This is a genomic window from Pyxidicoccus xibeiensis (assembly GCF_024198175.1).
Lineage (GTDB): Bacteria > Myxococcota > Myxococcia > Myxococcales > Myxococcaceae > Myxococcus > Myxococcus xibeiensis.
Map to the genome: position 1 here is coordinate 330,492 of NZ_JAJVKV010000002.1, position 24,387 is coordinate 354,878.

General features: G+C 71.5%; 19 protein-coding genes. 8 read left to right on the plus strand and 11 right to left on the minus strand.

Translation table 11 applies throughout. The features are described from left to right. Window positions 1-43 precede the first annotated feature (43 nt). The 3 genes from LXT23_RS09540 to LXT23_RS09550 form a co-directional block, all read right to left on the minus strand. Complete coding sequence (locus tag LXT23_RS09540; protein WP_253979799.1) at window positions 44-970, minus strand: pirin family protein; 927 nt, start codon at window positions 968-970, stop codon at window positions 44-46. 22 nt (window positions 971-992) lie between these two features. Continuing rightward, window positions 993-1,688 (minus strand): pirin family protein, encoded by a 696-nt coding sequence (locus tag LXT23_RS09545; RefSeq protein WP_253979800.1) that lies wholly within the window; start codon window positions 1,686-1,688, stop codon window positions 993-995. A 137-nt stretch (window positions 1,689-1,825) separates the two neighbouring features. After that, complete coding sequence (locus LXT23_RS09550) at window positions 1,826-2,707, minus strand: LysR family transcriptional regulator (protein ID WP_253979801.1); 882 nt, start codon at window positions 2,705-2,707, stop codon at window positions 1,826-1,828. A 105-nt stretch (window positions 2,708-2,812) separates the two neighbouring features. Here LXT23_RS09550 and folP point away from each other — a divergent pair, with 105 nt between their 5' ends. The 6 genes from folP (at window position 2,813) to tsaE (ending at window position 8,975) form a co-directional block, all read left to right on the plus strand. Then, a complete protein-coding gene (folP, locus tag LXT23_RS09555) occupies window positions 2,813-4,051 on the plus strand; it encodes a dihydropteroate synthase (RefSeq protein ID WP_253979802.1) in 1,239 nt (412 codons plus the stop codon). A gap of 301 nt (window positions 4,052-4,352) precedes the next feature. Beyond that, window positions 4,353-5,747, plus strand: a complete 1,395-nt coding sequence (gene glmM, locus LXT23_RS09560; RefSeq protein WP_253979803.1) for a phosphoglucosamine mutase — start codon at window positions 4,353-4,355, stop codon at window positions 5,745-5,747. A 108-nt stretch (window positions 5,748-5,855) separates the two neighbouring features. Continuing rightward, complete coding sequence (locus LXT23_RS09565) at window positions 5,856-6,581, plus strand: pyridoxine 5'-phosphate synthase (protein ID WP_253979804.1); 726 nt, start codon at window positions 5,856-5,858, stop codon at window positions 6,579-6,581. Between the two features lie 6 nt (window positions 6,582-6,587). Then, entirely contained in the window at window positions 6,588-6,968 is a 381-nt protein-coding gene (gene acpS / locus LXT23_RS09570; protein ID WP_253979805.1) for a holo-ACP synthase, read from the plus strand. 4 nt (window positions 6,969-6,972) lie between these two features. Then, window positions 6,973-8,508: an NAD(P)H-hydrate dehydratase gene (locus LXT23_RS09575; RefSeq protein WP_253979806.1), complete on the plus strand. Its 1,536-nt coding sequence runs from the start codon at window positions 6,973-6,975 to the stop codon at window positions 8,506-8,508. Beyond that, on the plus strand, window positions 8,505-8,975 hold the full coding sequence (gene tsaE, locus LXT23_RS09580; RefSeq protein ID WP_253979807.1) for a tRNA (adenosine(37)-N6)-threonylcarbamoyltransferase complex ATPase subunit type 1 TsaE: 471 nt from the start codon (window positions 8,505-8,507) through the stop codon (window positions 8,973-8,975). The genes LXT23_RS09575 and tsaE overlap by 4 nt, the downstream gene beginning before the upstream one ends. A gap of 48 nt (window positions 8,976-9,023) precedes the next feature. Here tsaE and LXT23_RS09585 read toward each other — a convergent pair whose 3' ends face one another. The 7 genes from LXT23_RS09585 to LXT23_RS09615 form a co-directional block, all read right to left on the minus strand. Further along, window positions 9,024-9,674, minus strand: a complete 651-nt coding sequence (locus tag LXT23_RS09585) for a tetratricopeptide repeat protein (RefSeq protein ID WP_253979808.1) — start codon at window positions 9,672-9,674, stop codon at window positions 9,024-9,026. Between the two features lie 49 nt (window positions 9,675-9,723). Continuing rightward, entirely contained in the window at window positions 9,724-10,884 is a 1,161-nt protein-coding gene (locus LXT23_RS09590; RefSeq protein ID WP_253979809.1) for a pentapeptide repeat-containing protein, read from the minus strand. A gap of 102 nt (window positions 10,885-10,986) precedes the next feature. Beyond that, the gene (locus LXT23_RS09595) at window positions 10,987-11,850 is read right to left on the minus strand and encodes a class II glutamine amidotransferase (protein WP_253979810.1); all 864 of its coding nucleotides are present in this window, start codon (window positions 11,848-11,850) and stop codon (window positions 10,987-10,989) included. Window positions 11,851-11,937: 87 nt separating this feature from the next. Continuing rightward, window positions 11,938-13,203 carry an imidazolonepropionase gene (gene hutI / locus LXT23_RS09600; protein WP_253979811.1) on the minus strand — a complete coding sequence of 422 codons (1,266 nt, stop codon included), beginning with the start codon at window positions 13,201-13,203 and terminating at the stop codon, window positions 11,938-11,940. A gap of 3 nt (window positions 13,204-13,206) precedes the next feature. After that, the gene (locus LXT23_RS09605) at window positions 13,207-13,941 is read right to left on the minus strand and encodes a hypothetical protein (RefSeq protein ID WP_253979812.1); all 735 of its coding nucleotides are present in this window, start codon (window positions 13,939-13,941) and stop codon (window positions 13,207-13,209) included. 14 nt (window positions 13,942-13,955) lie between these two features. Beyond that, window positions 13,956-15,611, minus strand: coding sequence for a urocanate hydratase (gene hutU, locus LXT23_RS09610; RefSeq protein ID WP_253979813.1), 1,656 nt, complete (start codon window positions 15,609-15,611; stop codon window positions 13,956-13,958). Window positions 15,612-15,779: 168 nt separating this feature from the next. Continuing rightward, on the minus strand, window positions 15,780-17,120 hold the full coding sequence (locus tag LXT23_RS09615; RefSeq protein WP_253979814.1) for a BON domain-containing protein: 1,341 nt from the start codon (window positions 17,118-17,120) through the stop codon (window positions 15,780-15,782). A 398-nt stretch (window positions 17,121-17,518) separates the two neighbouring features. Here LXT23_RS09615 and LXT23_RS09620 point away from each other — a divergent pair, with 398 nt between their 5' ends. Together LXT23_RS09620 and LXT23_RS09625 are read left to right on the plus strand one after the other, a co-directional pair. After that, on the plus strand, window positions 17,519-19,897 hold the full coding sequence (locus LXT23_RS09620; protein WP_253979815.1) for an FdhF/YdeP family oxidoreductase: 2,379 nt from the start codon (window positions 17,519-17,521) through the stop codon (window positions 19,895-19,897). Between the two features lie 14 nt (window positions 19,898-19,911). Continuing rightward, complete coding sequence (locus tag LXT23_RS09625; RefSeq protein WP_253979816.1) at window positions 19,912-22,287, plus strand: hypothetical protein; 2,376 nt, start codon at window positions 19,912-19,914, stop codon at window positions 22,285-22,287. 53 nt (window positions 22,288-22,340) lie between these two features. On the opposite strand, the gene LXT23_RS09630 is transcribed toward LXT23_RS09625, so the two are convergent. After that, on the minus strand, window positions 22,341-24,239 hold the full coding sequence (locus LXT23_RS09630; protein ID WP_253979817.1) for an Ig-like domain-containing protein: 1,899 nt from the start codon (window positions 24,237-24,239) through the stop codon (window positions 22,341-22,343). Window positions 24,240-24,387 lie beyond the last annotated feature (148 nt).

Consider the following 24,387-nt stretch of genomic DNA (forward strand, 5'->3'; position numbering starts at 1 on the left):
CCACTCCCGGGAAGGGCCTTCTGCTTTTCGCAGCACCCGCGGCCTACGGGTAGCGCACGGGCGGCGGGTCGTCGGGCAGCGGGATGAACTCCGTCTCCTGGGGAACGGCGGCGAAGCGGCGCGCGCGCCAGTCCTCCTTCGCGTCCTCGATGCGCTCGCGGGAGCTGGAGACGAAGTTCCAGAAGATGTGCCGGGGCCCGTCCATGGGCTCGCCGCCCAGCAGGAGCATCCGCGCGGGGGTGGTGGCCCGAATCGTGAGCTCGCTGCCGGGACGGAAGACGAGCAGCCCGCCCGGGCTGAACGTCTGGCCGTCCACCTCCACCGAGCCCTGGGCGAGGTACAGCGCGCGCTCCTCGTAGTCGGCGGGGAGCACCAGGCGCGCGCCCGCCTCCAGCGCCGCGTCCGCGTAGAACAGGTCCGACAGCGTCTTCACGGGGGAGCGCTTGCCGTGCAGCGCTCCGGCGATGAGGTGCAGCCGCACGCCCTCGCCGTCGAGGAAGGGCATCGTGTCCGCGTCGTGGTGGAGGAAGGTGGGCTCGTGCTCCTCGTGCTGCTTGGGGAGCGCGACCCACGCCTGCATGCCGAAGAGCTTTCCGCCGGAGGCGCGAGTCTGTGGGCCGGTGCGCTCGGAGTGGACGATGCCGCGCCCCGCGGTCATCCAGTTCACCTCTCCGGGGCGGATGGTCTCCACCGTACCGAGGCTGTCCCGGTGGAGGATTTCGCCCTCGAAGAGGTACGTCACGGTGGCCAGGCCGATGTGCGGGTGTGGGCGCACGTCCAGCCCATGGCCCGAGCGGAAGACGGCGGGCCCCATCTGGTCGAGGAAGATGAAGGGCCCGACCATCCTGCGCCGGGCCGAGGGCAGCGCCCTGCGCACCTCGAAGCCATCACCGAGGTCCTTGGTGGGGGCGACGATGAGGTGCTCCAGGGACGGAGGGAGCTGCGCCTCGTTCGAGTCATCCGTGTTCATGCGGTGCTCCCGGTGCTGCGGGTCAGGCGAGGTCGAACAGCAGGGCCTCGGTAGGCTCGGTGGCGGACAGTACCAGCCGCGATTCATCGGAGATGGCCACTCCGTCTCCCGTCTTCAGCTCCACGCCGTTGAGCGTGCCCCGGCCGCGCACCAGCTGGAACCAGGCGTGGCGGCCCGGCGCGAGCGTGTACTCGGTCTGCTCGCCCTTGCCGAGCAGCGTGCCCAGGAGTGCGACGTCCTGGTGCACGGTGAGGCTGCCCTCGCGGGCATCCTTGCTGGCGAGCACCCGCCAGCGTCCCTTGCGTTCGCTCTCGGGGAAGGCCTTCTGCTCATATCCGGGCTTCAGCCCCTTCTGGTCGGGGATGATCCAGATCTGCAGGAAGTGCAGCTCCTCGTCCGCGCCGTTGAACTCGCTGTGCATGACGCCCGTGCCGGCCGTCATCCGCTGCACCTCGCCCGCGCGCAGCACCTCGCGGCCGCCCGTGCTGTCACGGTGCGCAATCGCGCCGCTGAGCGGGTAGGTGATGATCTCCATGTCGCGGTGCGAGTGCGTGTCGAAGCCCTCGCCGGGCGTGACGCGGTCCTCGTTGATGACGCGCAGGGCGCGGAAGCCCATGTTGTCGGGGTCGTAGTAGCTCGCGAACGAGAAGGTGTGGTGGGAGTCCAGCCAGCCGTGGTTCGCATGTCCGCGGGCTTCAGAAGGGCGTACGGTCATCATGATGAGTCCTTTCGTCGGAGCGGTGCCGGGAGTGGCTTGCTCCGTTTCGATGCTCATGATGTGCGTGGCGCCCCCGGGTTATTAGCCGGTGAAGCTGGGAAGCATCGTTCCACCAGCGGAACGAACGGCGCGGATTCCTACGCCGGGACGGGCCAGTGCTCGCGCAGGCACTCCACGAAGGCCATCACCTTGGGAGAGTGGTGACGGGTGCTCGGGTAGACCGCGTGTACCGGGGCGCCGGACGAGCTCCAGTCCGGCAGGATGCGCTGCAGCCGCCCGGCGGTGATATCCGTGGCGTAGTGGAGCGTGGGGAGCAGCGAGATTCCGGAGCCCGCCACCGTCACCGCATGGAGCATGTCCGGCTCGTTCACCACCATGCGTGCGCGCACGGAGACGTCCACCGACCGGCTCCCGGAGGTCAGCGTCCATACGTTGGAGGCCAGGCCCGAGCCGAAGAGGAGGCAGTCATGCTTCTCCAAGTCCCTGGGCGCCTTCGGTGTGCCGCGCTCCGCGAGGTAGCCGGGCGAGGCCACGACGACGCGCTCGAGGTTGCCGAGCCTGCGGGCCATCAGTGACGAGTCGGCCAGCCGGCCCGCGCGCACGGCCAGGTCGAAGCCCTCTTCCATGAGGTCGACCGTGCGGTCCGAGCACACCAGCTCGAGCTGCACCTCGGGGTAGCGCTTCATGAACTCCGCGATGAGCGGCCCCAGGAAGCTGAAGGTGAGCGGCGTCGTCACGCGCAGCAGTCCATGCGGCGTGGCCTGCATCCGCGTCACGGCCAGCTCGGCCTGCTCCGCCTCGGCGACGATGCGCGCGCAGTGCTCGTAGTACGCCTGTCCGACTTCGGTGAGCCGCAGCTTGCGCGTCGTGCGCTGCAGCAGCTGCGCACCCACGCGCTGCTCCAGCTCGGACACCTTCCGGCTCACGGTGGACTTGGGCATCCGCAAGCCCCGCGCGGCCGTGGTGAAGCTGCCGGCCTGGACGACCTTGGCGAAGACGAGGAGCTCGTTGAGGTCCATGTGTGGTTCCGTTGTTCCACGGCTGGCGCGGCGCATCCAGCCCATCCCATCTAAACAGGCCCGGGGTAGGGTGCGTCCCGTTCCTTCGACTCCGGAGCCGCCACCATGCTTCGTGCCCGCCCCATCACCGTCGACCGTCCGGAGGACCTGGTGCTGGCCTTCCGGCGGATGGGGCTGCCCACCTCCGCCCGCGAGTACCTGCTGGAGAAGCTGCCCCACGCGCAGCTGCTCCTCACCGGGCTGACGAAGGACACTGGCCGCTTCCTCCAGTCCCTCCACGAGCGCGCCACCGCGCCGGGCCAGGAGGAGTACCCCGCCTGGGTTGCCGGCGACGCGAAGGCCCGGCCGGGCACGGGCCTGCTGTCGGGCCGCAAGGAGCAGTTCGACCGGCTGGTGGCCGCGGTGCGCGCCGAGCCCGGCGTTCCTCCCGAGCTGGCCACCGCGCTGGAGCGGGCGCTGGAGGCGGGGAAGGCCCCCGCGGCGCTGGTGCTGGGCGGGCGCACCTTCGAGTGGGGCTCGCGCACCTACATCATGGGCATCGTGAACGTGACGCCGGACAGCTTCTCCGACGGCGGGCGCTACCTCGGCGCCGAGGCCGCCATCGCCCACGGCATGGCCCTGGCGGAGGCCGGCGCCGACCTGCTGGATGTGGGTGGAGAGTCCACCCGCCCCGGCTCACAGCCGGTGAGCGCCGAGGAGGAACTGGCGAGGGTGCTGCCCGTCCTGGAGGGCCTGCGCGCGCGCACTCCAGTTCCCCTGTCGGTGGACACCACCAAGGCGGCGGTGGCCCGCGAGGCCCTGAAGGCGGGCGCGCACCTCATCAACGACATCACCGGCTTCACCACCGACCCGGACCTGCCGCGCGTGGTGGCGGAGGCGGGCGCCGCGTGCTGCCTCATGCACATCCAGGGGACTCCGGCCACCATGCAGCAGGCGCCGCGCTACGACGACCTGGTGGACGAGGTGCTGGCCTTCCTCGAGGGCGCCGTGGCGCGGGCGGTGGCGGCGGGCGTGCCGCGCGGGCGTGTCCTGCTGGACCCGGGCATCGGCTTCGGGAAGACGTTCGACCACAACCTCTTCCTGCTGCGCCGCCTGGGCGAGCTGCGCGTGCTGGGGCTGCCGCTGCTGGTGGGCACCAGCCGCAAGGGCTTCCTCGGGAAGCTGACGGGCGGAAAGCCGGCGGCCGAGCGGCTGGCGGCCACGCTGGGCTCCGTGGCCGCGGTGGCAGTGGTGGGCGGAGCCGACGTCGTCCGGGTGCACGACGTGGCGGAGGCCCGGGACGCGCTGGCCGTGGCGGACGCCCTCCGGCAAGGAGTGGAGGGCGGCGCACTGTACGGACGGTAATTTGGTGTGTCTTTCAGTCCTCGCCCTGTGGACTTCCGGGCACCACCGGAGGGCGGGCAGGGAGGCTCTGTGGAGTGGTCATCCCTCTCATGGGACCCTCCTCCAGCGCCCGGCGGGGGCCCCGATCTGACGTTGGTACTGATTTCGCAACCTCTCTTGTGCTGATAAGCCTGCATGCCTGGGCGGTTGCCCAGGGAGCACCGGGTCCGTAGCTTCGGGCTCGTACCGAGGGCGGGGTATAAGCCCCGACGTCGAGGGCCGGCGCAGGCAGGCCCGGCGTGGGAAAGGTGGAGCGGCACACATGGCGTACAGGATGAATATGCCTCCCAAGGAGGAGCGGGCGTCGCAGAAGCTGTTCGGAACCGACGGCGTGCGCGGCAAGGCGAACGTCTACCCGATGACGGCCGAGGTCGCGATGCAGCTCGGGCGCGCGCTCGCCTACCTCATCCGGAACGGACCGCACCGGCATCGCGTCATCGTCGGCAAGGACACGCGGCTGTCGGGCTACATGCTGGAGCAGGCGCTCGCGGCCGGCCTCACCTCCATGGGCGTGGACGTGGAGCTGGTGGGCCCGCTGCCGACGCCGGGCATCTCCAACCTGACCACCTCCATGCGGGCGGACGCGGGCGCGGTCATCTCCGCTTCCCACAACCCGTACGAGGACAACGGCATCAAGTTCTTCTGGCGCGACGGCTTCAAGCTGCCGGACGAGACGGAGGCGAAGATCGAGGACCTGCTGTCCAGCGGCGCCATCGACTCCATCCGCCCCACCGCGACGAAGATTGGCCGGGCGTTCCGCATGGAGGACGCGCGCGGCCGCTACATCGTGTTCCTCAAGGCCACCTTCCCGCGGGAGCTGACCCTGGAAGGGATGACTGTCGTCGTCGACTGCGCCAACGGCGCGGCCTACAAGACGGCGCCGCTGGTGCTGGAGGAGCTGGGCGCCAAGGTCATCACCCTGGGCGTCAACCCGGACGGCAAGAACATCAACCACAAGTGCGGCGCGCTCTACCCGGAGAACCTGGCGCGCGCGGTGGTGAAGCACGGCGCCCACGTGGGCATCGCGCTGGACGGCGACGCGGACCGCCTCATCGTCGTGGACGAGAAGGGCAAGGTCGTCGACGGCGACGCCATCATGGCCATCTGCACGGACGAGCTGGTGGCGCGCAAGCTGCTCAAGAAGAAGACGCTCGTCACCACGGTCATGAGCAACATCGGCCTGGAGCGCGCGGTGGCCCGCATGGGCGTCAAGGTGGCCCGCACCCGCGTGGGTGACCGCTACGTCGTCGATGAGATGCGCCGCAACGGCTACAACCTGGGCGGCGAGCAGAGCGGCCACCTCATCTTCCTGGACCACACCACCACCGGCGACGGCACCCTGGCCGCGCTGCAGCTGCTGGCCGTCATGTGCCGCTCGGGCAAGCCCCTCAGCGAGCTGTCCTCCATCTTCGAGCCCGTGCCGCAGACGCTGGTCAACGTGGTGGTGAAGCAGAAGAAGGAGCTGGGCGAGCTGCCGGAGGTGATGAAGATCATCAAGAGCGTGGAGCAGCGGCTGGGCAATGCCGGCCGCGTGCTGGTGCGCTTCTCCGGCACGGAGCCCAAGGCCCGCGTCCTCATCGAGGGCGAGGACGCCGTCCGCAACGAGGCCTTCGCGCGGGAAATCGCCGAGGCCCTGTCCAAGGCGTGCAACGGCTGAGCAGGCTTCAGGACGGTTGACTTCCGGACGCCGGCCACGAATAGAGGGGCCGGCGCGTACCGGGGCCATCGACAATCCCGGGACCGCGCGTCAAGCGAGGTGCGGTCCATGGGACAGCGACTGGGTGTCAACGTAGACCACGTGGCGACGCTGCGGCAGGCGCGGCGCACCACGTACCCGGATCCGGTGACGGCGGCGGCCATGGCGGAGCTCGCCGGCGCGCAGCAGATCACCATCCACCTGCGCGAGGACCGGCGCCACATCCAGGACCGCGACCTGCGCATCCTCCGCGAGACCGTGCAGACGCTGCTCAATCTGGAGATGGCGGCCACCGCGGAGATGGTGAAGATCGCCTACGAGCACAAGCCGGACGTGGTGACGCTGGTGCCCGAGCGGCGCGAGGAGCTCACCACCGAGGGCGGCCTCGAAGTCGCGGGCCAGCGCGAGCACGTCGCGAAAATCATCAAGAACCTCAAGGACGGCGAGATTGCCGTCTCGCTGTTCATCGACCCGGACCTGGACCAGGTGCGGGCGGCGCACAAGGTGAACGCGGACCGCATCGAGCTGCACACCGGCCGCTACTGCGAGGCGCGCAACGAGAAGGAGCGCGCGCGGGAGCTGGCGCGCATCGTCGACGCGGCCAAGGCGGGCACGAAGCTGGGCATGGGCGTGGCCGCGGGCCACGGGCTCAACTACGACAACGTGCACGCGATTGCCCGCATCTCCGAAATCGACGAGCTGAACATCGGCCACGCGATTGTCGGGCGCGCGGTGCTGGTGGGCTTCGAGCGGGCGGTGCGGGAGATGTTGGAACTGATGCGCAACCCGGGGTAGCGCGGCATGGGAATCGTCGGGCTGGGCCTGGACATCTGCTCCATCGACCGCATCCAGCGCATCATGAGCGGGCCTCGCGCGGAGGCCTTCCTGAACCGCGTGTACACGCAGGCGGAGCGCGCGGTGTGTGGCCAGCGGCATGACGCCGCCAGCGCATACGCGGCGCGGTGGGCGGCGAAGGAAGCGCTGGTGAAGGCGCTGGGCGCGCCGCCGGGCATCCGCTGGAAGGACATGGAGGTGCGGCGGGACGGTGGCCCGCCGTACTTCGCGCTGTCCGGAGTGGCGAAGGAAGTGATGGATGCGCGGGGGCTGGAGGCCTTCCTCGCGCTGTCCCATGACGCCGGCGTGGCCGCGGCCACGGTGGTTCTCCAGAAGAGAGGGGAGTGAGCCCATGCAGCGCGTCCTCACCGCCGCCCAGATGCGTCAGGCCGAGCAGGCCGCGGAAGAACGTCACGGGATGCCGTCCGCGCTGCTGATGGAGAACGCGGGGCGCGGGCTGGCGGAGGTGGCCCGGAGCGTGGCCGGGCCGGAAGGGCGCTTCACGGTGGTGTGCGGCCCCGGGAACAACGGCGGCGACGGGCTGGTGGCCGCGCGCTTCCTCCAGGAGGGCGGGGCGCGGGTGCGGGTGGCGCTGGTCGGGGACGCGGCGAAGCTGACGGCCGAGTCGCGGCGAAATCTGGAGGCGCTGAAGGGCTTCGGCGTGGTGCCGCACGCGCTGGCCGCGCTGCCGGAGCTGGGGCACGGAGACGTGGTGGTGGACGCGCTGTTCGGCACGGGCCTGAGCCGCGCGCCCGCGGGCGACTTCGCGGAGGCCATCGGTGTGATTGCCCGCTGGCGGCGGGCAGGCGCGAAGGTGGTGGCGGCGGACGTGCCGTCCGGCCTGCAGAGCGACACGGGCGAGCCCTTCGCTCCGTGCGTCGAGGCGGATGTCACGGTGGCCTTCGGCTTCCTCAAGCCGGCGCAGGTGCTGGAGCCCGGGGCCTCGCTGTGCGGGCGGGTGCGGCGGGTGGACATCGGCATGGGGGGCGAGTCGGCGAAGGACCTCGCCGGGCCCAGGCTGTTGGTGGTGGAGGAGGCGGACGCTCGCGACACGCTGCCGGTGCGGAAGGCGGACACGCACAAGGGCACCTACGGGCACGTGCTGGTGGTGGCGGGGAGCCGGGGGAAGACGGGCGCGGCGGCGCTGGTGGCCAAGGCGGCGCTTCGCTCAGGCGCCGGGCTCGTCACGGTGGCCTCGCGTGGGGAGGCGCTGGACAGCATCCAGGCGCACTCGGCGGAGATCATGGGGGTGCCGCTGGAGGCCTCGGGGCCGCTGGCGATGGGAGACCTGGACGCGCTGCTGGCCGCGGCCGAGGGCAAGGATTCGCTCGTCATCGGGCCGGGGATTCCTCGGGGGCCGGAGACGGGCGCGTTGATTGGCGAGCTGCTGTCGCGGCTGGAGCTGCCCGCCGTGCTGGACGCGGACGCGCTCAATGCGGTGGCCTCGGACCTGTCGGTGCTGCGCCGGGCGAAGGGGCCGGTGGTGCTCACGCCGCACCCGGGGGAGATGTCCCGGCTGACGGGGCGGTCCACGAAGGAGGTCCAGACACGGCGGTTGGAGCTGGTGAAGCAGCTGGCCGCCGGAGTCGGGGTGACGGTGGTGCTCAAGGGCGACAGGACGCTGACGGCGCACCCGGACGGGCGCGTGTTCATCAACACCACGGGGAACCCGGGCATGGCCACGGGGGGCTCGGGGGACGTGCTGGGCGGCGTGTGTGGCGCGTTCCTGGCGCAGGGGATTCCCGTTCCGGAGGCCATCTGGACGGCGGTGTATGCCCACGGGCTCGCGGGAGACCTGGTGGCGGCGCGGCGGGGTCAGCTGGGGCTGGTGGCCGGGGACCTCATCGAGCAGGGCCTCTGCGAGGTCTGGGTCCGGTGGGGACGATGAGCACGGTCCGGACGCTGAAGCTGTCGTCACCCGAGGAGACGCATGCCCTGGGCGTGCGGCTGGGGAAGCTGCTCCAGCCCGGTGACTTCGTGGGCCTGATTGGCGACCTGGGGGCGGGGAAGACGCACCTGGTGCGGGGCGTGGCGGAGGGCGCGGAGGTGCCTCGCTCGGAGGTGGCCAGCCCCACGTTCGCGATTGTGTATCCGTACTCGGGAAGGATTCCGCTGTACCACGCGGACCTGTACCGGCTGGCGAACTACGACGACCTGTACTCCACAGGCTTCCTGGACCTGGTGGAGGGGCGCGACGGCGCCGTGCTGGTGGAGTGGCTGGACCGCATCCCCGAGGCTGCGCCCCGTGAGCACCTGCGCCTCACGCTGAAGCACGCGGGCGGCGAGGTGCGGGAGCTTTCGGCCGAGGCGTTCGGTGCGCGGCCTGCGGCACTGCTCGCCGCGTGGATGCCCTGAGGCGGGTCGCAAGCGCGGGGCGGCGGTGCACCGGCGCCGGCTGCGTCGTCAGCGTCGCGCCAGCGTCGAGCGCACCCAACGCCACGCGGCTCCCACGCCCGGCGAGATGCGCAGCAGCGTCCAGTGCACCCGCGCCAGCTGCGGTCCCCCGGGCCCGTGGGCCAGCGGCTCGAGCAGCGCCAACGCCTCGGAGCGTTGTCCCTCACGCGCGAGCAGCAGGGCCAGGTCCAGCTTCGGCTCGAACAGCGTCGGCTCGAAGGCCAGCGCCTCCTGCAGGAGGGTGATGGCGTCGCGCCGCTCATTCCGGCGGCGGAAGTGGAAGCGTCCTCGGAGCAGGGCCCGCACCGCGTCCGCGCGGTAGCCCTTGGTGAGGTTGAGCTGCGCCAGCTGCTGCCAGAGGCTTATCTGGTGGGGGAACGTGTCCGCGGCCTGCGTATAGACAGCAATGGCCTTGTCCGCGAAGCCCCTGTCCAGGTGGGCCTGCGCCGCGGTGTGGAAGCTCTGGAGCGCGGCTTCGGGCTGTCTGGCTCGCGCCAGCAGCGGTGCAAGCTTGCCGTGGACGACGGGGTCCTTGGGCTCCAGCTCCAGCGCCCTGCGATACGCCGCAATGGCCTTCTTGACCCGACCCTTGGCGCGCGCGCGATCCGCCTCGGCGACGAGTTCGGAGCGCGTCCTCGGGGCTTTCTGGCGGAAGAGCATTGCGTCACAGCCTACTTCGCCAGCCAGGCTGGTTCCGCAGCCCCGCCGCTTACTCCAACCGGGGTGGTGTGAAATGCCAGTCCGCCTGGATTCTCGGGTCGACCTGCTCCTGCAGGCGCTTCAACCACTGGCGGGCTTGTTGCGCGGAGACGCTCGCGGGCGCTCCTGACGACTCGCTGGGCTGCTCCCGCAACTGGAGGGCCCATTCCAGGCACTCGCGGACCTGCGGTGCTTCCGGGCCGCGGTCCGGCGCCAACCGGGTGGGCCTTGAACGGCTCGCCTCGACCCGCGTTCGTGCCCGGGTTGCGAAGTCAGGGTCCGTCAGGAGTGCGACCACCGTGAGCTGGGGAAGAACCCAGGTCCCGTGGTCCAGGCGTTCCCACAGGGCCGTCAAGGTGTGCTCGCTCGTTCCACCCAGCACCATGGCCGTCGCCGCCATCAGGTCGATGTGCCAGAGCCGCTCCTTCCACAGCGCGGCCACCTCCGCCTGCAGGTTGGTGCTGGCCTCCACGCCCGCCTCCACATGGAGGAGGGCGTCCCGGTGCGTGAGGCGGACAAGCTGAAACCGGGGCGCCATCAGCAATGGCTCGACGAATGACGGGAAGCCCACCCGTCGCGCGTGGCGGACGAAGTCCCGGTCCGTGCGCGGATAGACGCGCGGCGGGTCGAACTGGCAGTTCGTGAGGAGCGCGTCCTCCAGATCACAGAGGTACAGGCTCGTGTCCCGCAGGTCGGCGTTGCGCAGGTCCGCGTGGTTCAGCGAGGCCCGGTCGAACCGCGCATCCCGGAGCCGCGCGCGGCGAAACGAGCTTCGCGCCAGGTTCGACGCGGTGAACACCGCCCCTTCGAGGCTGGCATCGTCCCAGCGCGTCCCCAGGGCCACGCAGGCCGTCAGGTTTGCCCGCTCCAGGCGCGCATAGGTCAGCGAGGCCTCGGACAGTGTGGCGAGCTCCATCCGCGCCTCCTGCAGGCCACAGTCATCCAGCAGCGCACCGTCCAGCCGGGCCCTCACGAGGTCCGCACCGGACAGCTCCTGCTGCGTCAGGTCGATGCCGCGCAGGTCGCCCCGGTTGTCGCCCAGCGCTTCCGTCCCCGGGAACCCCGCGAGCACGTCACGCCAGGCGCCGCACAGGCCCATGGCCATGAGCTGCTCGCGCCGACGCTGGCCGTCAGGAGTGTTCCACCGTGCGACGAGCTGCTCGGCGCGCATCAACGGGGCTGCCTCCTGCGCACGGTGACTGCGGTACGCGTCAGGGATGATGACCCCTGCACGCTGCCACCGAAGTGCACCGTCGGGAAGCCGCCGCCACCCTCACGCCGCGTTGCGCGGCGCACCCGGATTCACGGGAGGGAACAGGTCGCCCCCGGCCAGCTCGTGCACGCGCCAGCGGTGGAACACGAGGCTCGCATCCACGGCGATGACGTCTTCCTCGTTCACCGGGGCCCAGTAGGGCCCGCCGCACAGCGACTCGCTGGCGACGATGAACTGCTCCACCCGGGTGCCCACGGACGGCAGCCCATCCACCACGTTGCGCGTCGGGCCCGTGGACACCAGCAGCGTGCGGTTGCGGCGCGAGGCCACCATCACCTCGCCATTGGTGACGAGGAAGTTCATCGCGGAGCGGACCTCCACGCCGGGCGCGTCCGTAATCGCCGCCACCAGCGACATGGTCTCCGCCACCGCGCGCGCCACGCCCTCCACGGGCACCGAGTGCTCGAGCGAGTGCCTGGCCGACAGCCGGGTGAGGAAGAGGTAGAAGCAGCGCTCGCTGTCCGTGGTGCCGCGGATGTGACCGCGCAGGGCCGGGCTGATGAGCGCTTCCACGGCCGCCCGGTGCTTCGCGAACTCGCGCAGCGTCCCGTTGTGTCCGAAGGACCAGCGGCCATGGTGGAAGGGGTGCGAGTTGCGCAGCTCCACCGCGCCCACCGACGCGAGCCGGATGTGCGCCACCACCGTGTGCGAGGACACACGGCTGCTCACACGCTCGAAGTCAGGGTCGCTGTGCGCCGGGCCCACACCATGGGCCACCAGTGGGAGCGGCTCGGCACCGTATGCGGCGATTCCCCATCCGTCCTTGTGCTCTCGCGACTGGATGAGCAGCGAGTTCTTCTCCGTCACCAGCGCGGGGTGGACGGCAGCGGGAATCGAGGAGCGGAATCCAAATAGTCGGCACATGGCAGCGGCAGGTATTTATAACGCCCGGCCCACAGGAGAAGTTCTCATGTCTCACCGGGCGGTGTCGCGTGTCAAAGCGACGCCACTTCACGCGCAGGAATTCATCTCCTGCCGGACGACGACACGTCCGGCTTTCACCACCACTCGCGCGTGACCTACCCCTAGATGGTAGGGCAGGTGCCGATACGAGGCACAGCTGTAGACCACCAGGTCGCCTGGGTCTCCCTCGGTCAGCCGTCCATGTGATTGCAGTCCCAACGACAGAGCGGCGCCTCGGGTAGCAGCCCAGTAGGCCTCCGCCGCGCTCAGCCCGTTCTCCAGACAGGCCAGGCCCAGCACCAGGGCCACGTTCTCACTCATCGCCGAGCCCGGATTCACGTTTGAACCCAAAGCGACGTTGATTCCCGCGTCTCGCAGCTTCCGGCCCGGGGCGTACGGCCGCATGCGCAGGAAGAGGGTGGAGGTGGGCACCAGGACGGCGGACACGTTGGCCGCGGCCAGCGCGCGGATGCCCGCGTCCGTCACCTGCTCCAGGTGGTCAGCCGTTGCGGCTCCAAGCTCCGCCGCGAGTTCCGAGGCTCCACAGGCAGTGAGCTGGTCCGCGTGCAGCCGGGGCGTCATGCCCAGCGCGCGGGCGGCGGTGAGGATGCGGCGGGCCTCGTCCACGGTGAAGGCGCTGTCCTCCGCGAAGACGTCGCAGAAGCGGGCCAGGCCCTCACGCGCCACGGCGGGGAGGATTTCGTCGATGCACAGCCGCACGTACTCCTCGCGCCGGCCTTTGTACTCCTCCGGCACCGCGTGCGCGCACAGCAGCGTGGGCACCAGCTCCATCGGCGTGAGCGCGCCCAGCCGCCGCACCACGCGCAGCATCTTCAGCTCGTTCTCCACGTCGAGCCCGTAGCCGCTCTTCACCTCCGCCACCGTCACGCCGTGCGCCAGCAGCCGGTGGATGCGGGGCAGGGCGAGCCGCACCAGCTCGTCCTCGCTGGCGGCGCGCGTGGCCCGCACCGTGCTGACGATGCCGCCACCCGCCTTGGCAATCTCCAGATACGTGGCGCCCTGGTTGCGCAGGTCGAACTCCGCGGAGCGCTCGCCCGCGAAGACCAGGTGCGTGTGCGGGTCCACGAAGCCGGGGCCCACGAAGCCGCCCTGGGCGTCCACCACCTCGGTGCCGGGGCCCAGCGCGCCGGGGGGCAGGCCCGCCTCCGGGCCCACGTATGCAATGCGGCCCCCGCGCACGCCCACGCAGGCGCCGGGGCGGGGGGTGAGGGCGGCCTCCGCGCGCTCGCGGTGCGTGCCCTCCACCGTGAGGACCTCGGAGGTGTTGCGAACCCACAGCTCCAGCGCGTCCATGTGTCAGCGACCTCCGCGCACGCCCATGATGGGGACATTCCAGCTGGCCCCGCCGTCCGCCTTCACCCGGCCGAAGCCGCCGGAGAGCTCCGCGCTCTCCAGCCAGCTCAGGGTGAACCGCGCGGCCACCACTCCGCCGTAATACACGGAGCTGTCACTGATTCCGCTCGATGACACCGTGTTCCACGCGAAGAAGGGCACCAGGCCCAGCGACACGTTCTTCTCCGGCTGCACGGTGAAGGCACACGACGCCTCCGCGCCGAACATGCTGCCCGGGCCGCCACGGCTGTTGTCGATGCCGAAGTCCGAGGCCCCGCGCAGCGACAGCGCGGGGGCCAGGCCCAGCCGCTCCGAGCCCACGTAGTACGACGCGCCCGCATACAGCCCGTAGCCGGGCAGGGGCAGGGGCAGGAAGAACTCCCCCTGCAGGCCGGTGTGCAGGTGCAGCCGCTCGGTGAGCGGCCACGTCATCGCGGCGTCGAGCACCATGCCCCACTGCTGCGTGGAGAAGCTGGCCTCGTCGCCCCGGAACCGGTCTCCCTCGCCGATGAAAGGCTGGGAGCCGGAGATGGGCGCGCTGAGCCGGGGGCCCGTGCGCACGCCCACCTGCGCGAGCGTCCGGTCCGGGGCCCCGGGCCCCAGCCGCATCACCATGGGCCCCATGGCCGTGGGGGCACACCCCGCCAGCGCGCCGAGCGCGGCGGCCAGCAGCAGCCAGCAGTGACTCGAGCGGTGCATGGCGGCCTCCAGGCTCACACGGTGATGCCGGGAATCTTCACGCCGCGCTGCTTCGCCACGTCGATGGCCTCGTCGTAGCCCGCGTCCGCGTGGCGCAGCACGCCCATGCCCGGGTCGCTGGTGAGCACGCGCTCAATCCGGCGCGCGGCCTCGGGCGTGCCGTCCGCGACGATGACCTGGCCGGCGTGCAGCGAGTAGCCCATGCCCACGCCGCCGCCGTGGTGGAAGGACACCCACGAGGCGCCGTTCACCGCGTTCACCAGCGCGTTGAGGATGGGCCAGTCCGCCACCGCGTCCGTGCCGTCCTTCATCGCCTCCGTCTCGCGGTTGGGCGACGCCACCGAGCCGCAGTCCAGGTGGTCGCGGCCGATGACGATGGGCGCCTTCACCTCGCCCTTGCGCACCAGCTCGTTGAAGGCGAGGCCCGCCTTCGCGCGCTCGCCGTAGCCCAGCCAGCAGATGCGCGCCGGCAGGCCCTGGAAGGCGATGCGGTCTCCCGCCATGCCCAGCCAGCGCTGGAGCGACGCCTTCTGCGGGAACAGCTCGCTCACGACCTTGTCCGTGCGGCGGATGTCCTCCGGGTCTCCGGAGAGGGCCACCCAGCGGAACGGGCCCATGCCCTCGCAGAAGAGCGGGCGGATGTACGCGGGGACGAAGCCGGGGAACTCGAAGGCGTTCGCCATGCCGCCGAGCTTCGCCTGGCCGCGCAGGTTGTTGCCGTAGTCGAACACGTGGCTGCCGGCGCGCTGGAAGTCGTTCATCGCCTCCACGTGCATGATCATCGACTCGCGCGCGCGGCGCACGTACGCCTCCGGGTCCCTGCGGCGCAGCTCGGCGGCGGCCTCCAGCGACAGGTCCGTGGGGATGTAGCCGTTGAGCGGGTCATGCGCGCTCGTCTGGTCCGTGACGAGGTCCGGCTTGATGCCCCGGCGGTACAGCTCGCGGAACACCGAGGCCGCGTTGCCGATGATGGCGATGGAGCGGCCCACGCGCTTCTGCTGGGCGTCCTTCGCCAGCGCGAGCGCCTCGTCCAGGTCCTTGGCCACGACGTCCAGGTAGCGCGTCTCCACGCGGCGGCGGGCGCGGGCGGGGTCTATCTCCACGCCGAGGAGGACGGCGTTGTTCATGGTGGCGGCCAGCGGCTGCGCGCCGCCCATGCCACCCAGGCCGCCGGTGAGGATGAGGCGGCCGGCCAGGTCCTCGCTGCCGAAGTGGAAGCGGCCGGCGGCGGCGAACGTCTCGTAGGTGCCCTGGAGGATGCCCTGCGTGCCGATGTAGATCCACGAGCCCGCGGTCATCTGGCCGTACATCATCAGGCCCTTCTTCTCCAGCTCGTTGAAGTGCTCCCAGTTGGCCCAGTGGCCCACGAGGTTGGAGTTGGCGATGAGCACGCGGGGCGCGTCCGGGTGCGTGCGCATGATGCCCACGGGCTTGCCGGACTGGACGAGCAGCGTCTCCTCGTCGCTGAGGCTCTGGAGGCTGGAGACAATCCGGTCGAAGGACGGCCAGTCGCGGGCGGCCTTGCCGGTGCCGCCGTAGACGACGAGGTCCTGGGGGGCCTCGGCCACGTCCGGGTCGAGGTTGTTCATCAACATCCGGAGCGCGGCCTCCTGGACCCAACCCTTGCACGAGAGGGTGGAACCACGGGGGGCACGGATGACGCGGGACATGAACAGGCTCCTGGGGTCAGGCTGACGGAAAGGCCCGGCACACTACCCGAACCCGCGCGGCGGGGGCACAGCGTGGTGATGCCCGTCCCGCCACTTCGTCCACCGGACACCCCCGGGACTTCCCCGGACGAGGCGCCCCGGGGGAGTCCCGGAGCGCCCTCCGCGTCATTACGAGTGCAGCCCGCGCTCGTCGCCCGTGTCGGCGCCGGGCCGCTGCACGGGCTCCTGGGAGGCCTGATGACGCAGCACGCCCTCCGCGCGGTTGATGCGGATGTTGTTGATGACCTCCTTCACCCCGAGCACCTCCTCCGCCAGGTCCTCGATGGCGCGCTTCTCGTCGCGGCTGCGCACCGTGCCGGACAGGGTGACCTCGCCGTCGTTCACCTTGACGTCCACGTCCCCGGCGTCCATCCACCCCTGCATCAGCCGGTCGCAGAGGTCCGCGCGGATGCGGTCATCCCCGCGCTGGTAGCTCTTCGGGCCGCGCCCCGCGGGCGTCTGGGCCCTGCCCGGGGTGGCGGAGCGGGAGGCGCCGCCCATGTAGCCGCCGTGCCCCATCTCATGGTCGTCCCGGCGCGAGGGGCTGGTGCTGTAGCCCACCGCGGGCGGCGCCATGTTCTCCACGCCCGGGCCATGGCCTCCGGGCTGCGTGCCGCCGTAGCGCGTGTCCTCCTCGGGCACCCGGCCGGTGCCTCCGCGCACGCCCCGCTCGCTGATGCTGAAGTCGCGGCCCACGGGGCGCCGCGGGTCCTGCCCGCTGGGGCCTCGCGTGCCGGTGCCGTAACGTCCGCGCTCCCGCCCGCTCCGGCCCACGTCGCCGCCGTAGCGCTCCATGTCACCCCCACCGCCCGGCTCGCGGCCCGCGCCCGCGCCGAGCCCGTACTGGCCGGAGCCCCAGCGGTCCGTGTCGACGTCGAGGCTCGTGGGACGGGTGCGGTCCCCGTAGCGCCTGGAGCGCTCGCGCTCCGCGCCTGGCTCGTCCTGGAAGGCACGGAAGGAGCCACTCGGGCTGTAGCCAGGGCGGCGTGCGATGCGCTCCGGGTCGAAGTCCCGGGCACGGCGGTCCAGCTCCCGGTCGCGGTCGAAGTCCCGGCCCGGCTCCCTCGCACGGTCCAGGTCCCTTGCCGCGCGGCCGAAGTCCCGGTCCCGCTCGTAGTCACGCGAGTCCCGGTCCCCGTCGAGGCTGCTGGAGTCACGGTCCCGGTCGAAGTTTCGCGACTGGTACTGGTAGTCCCGGTCGTCGCCCCACTCCATGCGTCCCAGGTCCCGGTCCTCTCCGCGCCCGTGGTTGGGGGCCTCGCGGCCGTCGTTGCGGCGCAGGTTCTCGTCCGCGCCCCGCTCGTCGCGGCCACCCCACGCCCGCCGCTCGGGGCCGCGCTCGTAGCCGTGTTCGTCCCAGTCCCGGCCGTATTCCCCGCGCCGTCCCGCCTGGTAGTCCGCCCGTTCCCCCCTGCGCAGCTCCTCGTTGCCGGACCGCCGCTGGCGGTCGTCGTCGCGCCTGCCACTCATCGCGTCGCCTCCTTACGTGTCGCGTTCGCCCTTGCTTCGACTCCACACGTTCTTGACCCTGAGTGCCCCCGGCAACGCGCCCCCGCCCTGCCCCCAGCCCCGACAGGCGTGAACCTGCCCGGAATGAATCGCGACAGCGCCACATGACGGCGGGAAGTGCCTGAGGCCCGCGGCCGGAGGGTTGCTGCGGCGGCGGGCCCCCGGGGCTCGCGGCGCGAGTGCTGCTCCAGGCTTTCACCTCGAGGCTCCACGAAGCCGGGGGCCAGGCCGTACTCCGGGTGTAGGCTCTCAGGTGGGCCTGTGACAGGTGGGCCATGCGTTCGCACGCGTCTCGGGATAGGTAGACTCGCGAGCGCCGCGGCCGGGCATCCGGCCATCGAGCGCCCGGAGGGCGTGTCATGGACGAGCGACAGCGGGACGAGCAGGGAACCCAGGACGCAGCGGCGGCGACGCTCGCGCCCGGGCTTCCGAGCGCCCAGCCGCCCGAGGAGCCGTGCCCTCCCCACGTGGGCCCGGTGGCCGAGGTGGCAGGCGGCCTGCCCGCCGTGGTCTCCACGATGAAGCACGCCTGGGGCGAGATGGGCCCGGTGCGCGGCACCCGGCTGCTGCTCAAGGTCAACCAGCAGGACGGCTTCGACTGTCCGGGCTGCGCGTGGCCGGACCCGGGCCACCGCTCCGTGGCCGAGTTCTGTGAGAACGGCGCCAAGGCCGTGGCGGAGGAGGGGACGAAGGCGCGCGTGACGCCGGACTTCTTCCGGCAGTGGAGCGTGGCCGAGCTGTCGCACCAGACGGACCACTGGCTGGGCAAGCAGGGCCGCCTCACGCACCCCATGGTGCTGCGCGAGGGCGCCACGCACTACACGCCCCTCTCCTGGGACGAGGCCTTCGCGCTGGTGGCGGGCGAGCTGAACGCGCTCGACTCACCGGACGCGGCCTGCTTCTACACGTCGGGGCGCACGAGCAACGAGGCCGCGTTCCTCTACCAGCTCTTCGTGCGGCAGTTCGGCACCAACAACCTGCCGGACTGCTCCAACATGTGCCACGAGTCCAGCGGCACGGCGCTCTCCGAGACGATTGGCATCGGCAAGGGCACCGTCACGCTGGAGGACTTCGACAAGGCCGACGCCATCTTCGTCATCGGTCAGAATCCGGGCACCAACCACCCGCGCATGCTCACCTCGCTCCAGGCCGCCGCGCGCCGGGGCTGCGAGATTGTCTCCATCAACCCGCTGCCGGAGACGGGGCTCAACCGCTTCAAGCACCCGCAGGAGGTGCTGCACCTCATCGGGCCCGGCACGGCGCTCAACACCCTGTTCCTCCAGGTGCGCATCAACGGCGACGTGCCGCTGCTGCAGGGCCTGGCCAAGGCGCTGCTGGAGCTGGAGGACGCGCGGCCGGGCACGGTGGTGGCGCGGGCGTTCATCGAGGACAGGACGCTCGGGTACGAGGCGTACGCAGCCCACCTGCGCACGGTGCGCTGGGAGGACGTGGTGGAGGGGAGCGGGATTGCTCGCGAGCAGATTCACGCGGCGGCGGAGATCCTCGCGCGCTCCGAGCGCACCATCTACTGCTGGGCCATGGGGCTCACCCAGCACCGCAACGCGGTGGCCAACATCCAGGAGATCGTCAACCTGGCGCTGCTGCGCGGGAGCATCGGCAAGCCGGGCGCGGGCCTGTGCCCGGTGCGCGGCCACAGCAACGTGCAGGGCGACCGCACCATGGGCATCTGGGAGCGGCCGAAGCCCGAGTTCCTGGACGCGCTGGCCCGCGAGCTGGCCTTCGAGCCCCCGCGTCACCACGGCATGGACACCGTGGACACCATCCGAGCCATGCACGACGGCCGGGTGAAGGTGTTCTTCGCGCTGGGAGGTAACTTCCTCTCGGCGACGCCGGACACGGAGCTCACCGCCGAGGCGCTGCGCCGCACGCGCCTGACCGTGCACGTGTCCACCAAGCTCAACCGCGCGCACCTGGTCCACGGGCGTCAGGCGCTCATCCTCCCGTGCCTGGGCCGCACCGAGCACGACGTGCAGGCCACCGGGCCGCAGTTCGTCACGGTGGAGAACTCCATGGGCGTGGTGACGGCGTCGCGGGGCTCGGTGGCTCCGGCGTCGGAGCACCTGCTCAGCGAGCCGGTCATCGTCGCGCGACTGGCGGCGGCGGTGCTGGGCGGGCGCTCGAAGGTGCCGTGGTCGTCGCTGGTGGAGGACTATGACCGCGTCCGCGAGCTCATCTCCCGCGTCATCCCGGGCTTCGAGGACTTCAACCGGCGTGTGCGCGAGCCCGCGGGCTTCTATCTTCCGAACGGCCCGCGCGAGGGGCGGTTCACCACGAAGAGCGGCAAGGCGCACTTCACGGTGCACGCGCTGCCCCGGCTGGAGCTGGCGCCCGGACAGCTGCTGATGATGACGATTCGCACGCACGACCAGTTCAACACCACGGTGTACGGGCTGGATGACCGCTACCGGGGCATCCGCAACGGGCGGCGCGTGGTGCTGCTGCATCCGAAGGACCTCCAGGAGCTGGGCCTGTCGGAAGGGCAGCTGGTGGACCTGACGAGCCACTTCCAGGGCGAGACGCGCGTGGCGCGGCACTTCCGCGTGGTGCCGTACAACATCCCCCGGCGGTGCGCGGCCACCTACTTCCCGGAGGCCAACGTGCTGGTCCCCGTGGACAGCTTCGCGGAGAAGAGCCGCACGCCCACGTCGAAGTCCGTGGTCATCAGCCTCTCCCCGTCCTCGGACGCTCCGGCCCTGACTCCAGGCACCGTCTCGTGAGGCTCGAGAGCGACATGCCGATGTCCCGTGAAGCAGGCTGGCCGGAGTCGCTGCGGCCCCTCTACGAGGGCGTGGCGGGCACACCTGCCGCGCAGGCCGTGGCCGCCTCCGTGCAGTGGCGGGAGTCCTTCGCGCAGTGGGTGCGCGGGGCCTCGCTGGAGGAGCGCACCGTGGCGCAGGCGGCGGCCTGGGCGCGGCTGGACGCTGGTGAGCGGACTCCGGGCGAGCTGCTGTTCCTGCTGACGTCCTGTGGCGAGCTGCTCTGGCCGTACGCGGCGCCGCCGCCGGGGCTGCTGGGGCGGCTGCTGTGGCGGCGCGAGGCGGTGGTGGGGGCGCTGAGCGAGGCGGGGGACGCGGAGGGCTCGGAGCGGGTGCGGCGGGAGACGGACGCCGTCGTGTCCACCGTGCTCACGCGCTACCTGAAGCGCCACCCGGAGTCGCTGCAGGCGCTGGTAGGGGACACGCCGTGTACCTTCGACGGCCGCGCGCTGCGCTTCCAGGGCGCGGTGGAGGTGGACCTCAAGCAGGTGCTGGGGACGGGCGCGAAGTCCATCAGCCTGCTGGAGCAGCTGCGGGCGCTGCTGCCTACGACTCCGGCGGAGGGGCGCGACCGGCTGGCGGAGTTCATCCGCTCGCGCGCGGCACGGATTCCGTGGCGTGAGGCGTCGGAGGTGCTGGCCGAGCGGCTGTTCGCGCTGGCGACGTCACCAGAGGGCCGCAGTGGGATGAGCGGCTTCCTGGCGTGCTACCCGGGCGGGCGCCGCGAGCCGGATTGGTGCGCACGCGCGGGGATGCTGCTGTCGCGGACGCTGGAGGCGGGTGGGCCGCCAGCGGTGGTGGAGAACCTGTGCGAGCTGCTGGCCCGCTTCGATGCGCCGCCGGTGGATGGGCTGCGCGGGGCGCTCGGCGCGCTGGTGGGCGGCGACTTCGAGTCCGCGGCGGACCTGGGGCCGGTGCGCTTCGTGCTGGACCACTGCCGGGCCACGCTGCGCAAGGGCGAGCCCGGGCTGGTGCTGGCGCTGCTGTGGCTGGAGGAACGGCTGTTCCGCACGGCCGTGCGCCGGGGCCTGGCGGATGCATTCGAGCGACGGAGCCGGGTGCGCGAGAAGCTGAAGGCGGGCGTGCCGGGCTTCGAGCACCTGTGCTGGCTGGCGGAGGAGTGCGCGGAGCTGTGGCCCCGCTTCGGCGCGGGCGGCGTGCGGCCGGGGCTGGATGAGCTGGTGGCGTGGCGGCAGGAGGTGGCCTCGCGGATGGGGCGCAAGCCCGTGCTGCGCAAGGCCTCCATCGAGTTCTTCCTCTGGTGCGCGCCGGAGGCCGCGTCGTCCGAGGCGGAGCTCACCGTGCTGGCGCTGGTGCGCACGGAGACGGACCGGCGGCAGGTGCGCAAGCTGAAGGAGCATCCGTCCTCGCGGGTGCGCTTCCGCGTGCGCACGCTGCAGACGTGGCTGCAGGGGAGCGGGAAGGCGGGGGAGGGCGCGGCTCCGGTGGCGCCCTCGGGAGGCGCTGGGCCGGCCTCGCTCACCGAGGCGCTGCGGCACCTGCACGTGACGCGGGCCGTGCCGCTGAGTGGACGGACGTGGCTGAGGGACCGGGATTTGGAGGAGCTGTTGCTCGGGGCCCTGGCGCGCGTGGAGGCGGACTTCGCCACGCGCTACCCGGAGCGCTTCCGCGAGGACACGGCGGAGCTGGTGGCGGGGCTGCTGGAAGGCCTGCGCGCCGAGCTGGAGCGAGTGAACGCGGACCTGGCCGCGCTGCTGGCGCCTGGGCAGTCGGCGCCTCGGGAGCTGGGCTTCACCGTCCGGCGGGTGCGGCCCACGCCCGCGGAGCCTGAAGCCAGCGTGGAGCAGGCCGTCCCCGTGGAGCCTGAAGCCGGCGGGCAGCCGCACGTCGAAGCGTCACCGGAGGCCCCCGAGCGCCACCCTGTGGCTCCCCAGCCCACGCCACGGACCGCGAGCGTGGAAGTGGCCCTCGTCCTCAAGGTGGAGGTGGAGGGCTTCCTGCGCACGGAGCGGGTGGCGTTCGTCCGCGTCGTGAAGCTGGAGCAGCGGGGAGAAGGCCAGTGGCTGCCTTCATTCCGGCTCGGGCGTGAGCACGTGGATGCGCTGCTGCAGCGAACCGAGGCCGCGTTCTGCCTGTTCCTGGCGCCGCCGTTCCCCCGCGCCGAGTGCTGGCTGGTGCCCGCGCGCCTGGTGCGAGGGTTGATGGAGACGCAGCGCTCGGTGTCCGGGGTGCGCCGCGAGGACGTGCAGCGCGCGGCCCGCCCGCTGGCGCAATGGCTGATGGGCGACCTGGTGGGCCTGTGGGTGGGCGACGAGCGCCCCGAGGCACTGGCGCGAACCCGGGCGGAGCAGGGCGCACCTGACTTCGTCGTGGAGTGGGTGCTGCGCTGAGCCTGCCGGCGCCGGGGCCCCATCGAGGCCCGGCGCCGGAGACCGCGACGCCTCTAATGGAAGTAGAGGTTGTCGATGAACATCGTGCCGCCGTTGGGCGCAACCAGGACCATCTGGGACAGGTGGCTCCTGTTCGCCAGCCCCTGGAAGGCGGTGGCCAGCGGCAGCTCATAGGACAGCCAGGTCCCGGTGGCGAGCGGAGGCGTCGATTCGACGGTGAGGGTGGCAATCCCCTCGGTGTCGTCGCCGCCACCGAAGACGCCGTTGGCCCCGAAGTCGACCAGCTTCACCTGGAAGTTGGTCGCGTTGTCCGGCGTCCACAGGTCCAGGTGCAGCGTGGTGAGGCCCCGGGCCGTCGCGTCGATCTGGTTGGCGCCGGCGGTGCCGATGAACTCGATGCCGATGTAGTTGGCCGTGTTGGCGAAGACGTACCTGCGCGGGGACGCGGTGCCGCCTTCGGTGGTGATGGCGAACGGCGTCCCGCCGGAACCGGCGCTCCAGCCCGTCAGCCACGTGTCCACCTTGGCGCTCTGGTCGGAGGCCGTGCCCGTGTAGCCGCCCGTCACGGAGCTGTGGAGCGAGTACACGCCCGCCCCCGGCGCCAGGGTGGGCGCGGGAGGCAGCGTGGTCGGCTGGCCGAGGACGCCCGTCACGGTGATGGCGTAGCCGCCGGTGACCGCCACGCCACCCAGCGTGGCGGAGATGGTCGCCGGGCCGCCCGCGCCGACGCCCGTCACGACGCCGGTGGCGCTGACCGTGGCGACCGCCGGGTTCGACGAGGTGAAGTCGAAGAAGGCGTTGGCGACCGGCTTCACGGTGACCGGGCTGGCCGGGTCGCCCGCGACGGTGAAGACGACCTGGTTCTGGACCGGGTCGATGTTGTACGTCCCCGCCGTCGCGACCGAGCCCGCGGTGGTGTTGCCGCTGGCGATGCTGGCCACGCCCGCGCCGAGGACGCCCGCACCGAGGTTCTCGTAGATGACGTCAGCGAGATAGAGGGTGTAGCCGTCCGGTGCGTCGGCGACGTGGAAGAGGCCGCCCACGTTCGTGTACTTCGCCGGGTTGGGGATGGGGATGGTGAACTTCTGCCAGGTCGTGGTCAGCGCAACGCTCGCGCGCTCGCTGCCGAAGCCGGTGCCGGCGCCCATGCCGGCATCGTTGCCGATGCCCGTCACGTTGAGCGACTCGGCCTTGCTCGCCTTCGCCCAGAAGGTCAGCGCGTTGTAGGCCGAGAGGTCGCGGGGCGTCGTGGTGTACCAGGCGCCGCCGGAGTAGTTACCGGTGCTGGTGACCTGGAAGTTGATGACCTTTCGGCCGTTGAAGGTCTCGGTGGCGTCGACGGTGACGTTGTTGGCGGAGTCGCCGAAGTCCGCGAAGGCCACGCCCGCGCCGTAGCCGTCGTAGAAGACGACCTGGTTCGCGCCGGGCTGCGCCGCCGCGCCGGTGACGGACACGGCCAGCGTGGCCGTCTTGCCGCCCGCCGTGGCGGTGATGGTGGCGTTGCCCACCTCCACGCCGGTGACGAGGCCGGTGTTGCTGACGGTGGCGGTCCCCGTCGCGCTGGAGCTGAAGGTCGCCGTCGAGGTCAGCGCCTGGGTGGTGTTGTCACTGAAGGTGCCCGTCACGGTGAGCTGGAGCGTGGCGCCCTTGGCCACCGAGGCCGGAGTGGGGCCAAGCGCGATGGACGAGAGCGTCGGCTCCGTCTGCGACGAGTTGACCGTCACCGTGGTCGTGGCGCTCTGGCCGTTGACCGTCGCGGTGATGCGCGCCGTTCCCGCGGCAACCGCCGTCACTACGCCGGTCGCGCTCACCGTCGCGGTGGCGGGCGTGTCCGAGACGTAGTTGGCGGACGACGTGAAGGCCCTCGACGAGCCGTCGGCGAAGGTGCCGGTGACGGTGAGCCGCTGGGTGCCGCCGCGGTTGAGTGTGACGGTGGCCGGCGTCACGCTCACGCTCGTCACCTCGGGACGGGCGGGAATGATGGTGGGGACGGCTTCATCAGTGTCGCCGCATGCCGTTTGGAGAAGGACGGTCAGCAGCAGCGAGGACGCAACCAGTCGATTGTGTGGGGTCATCACTCAACTCACGCTCCAGCGAGGC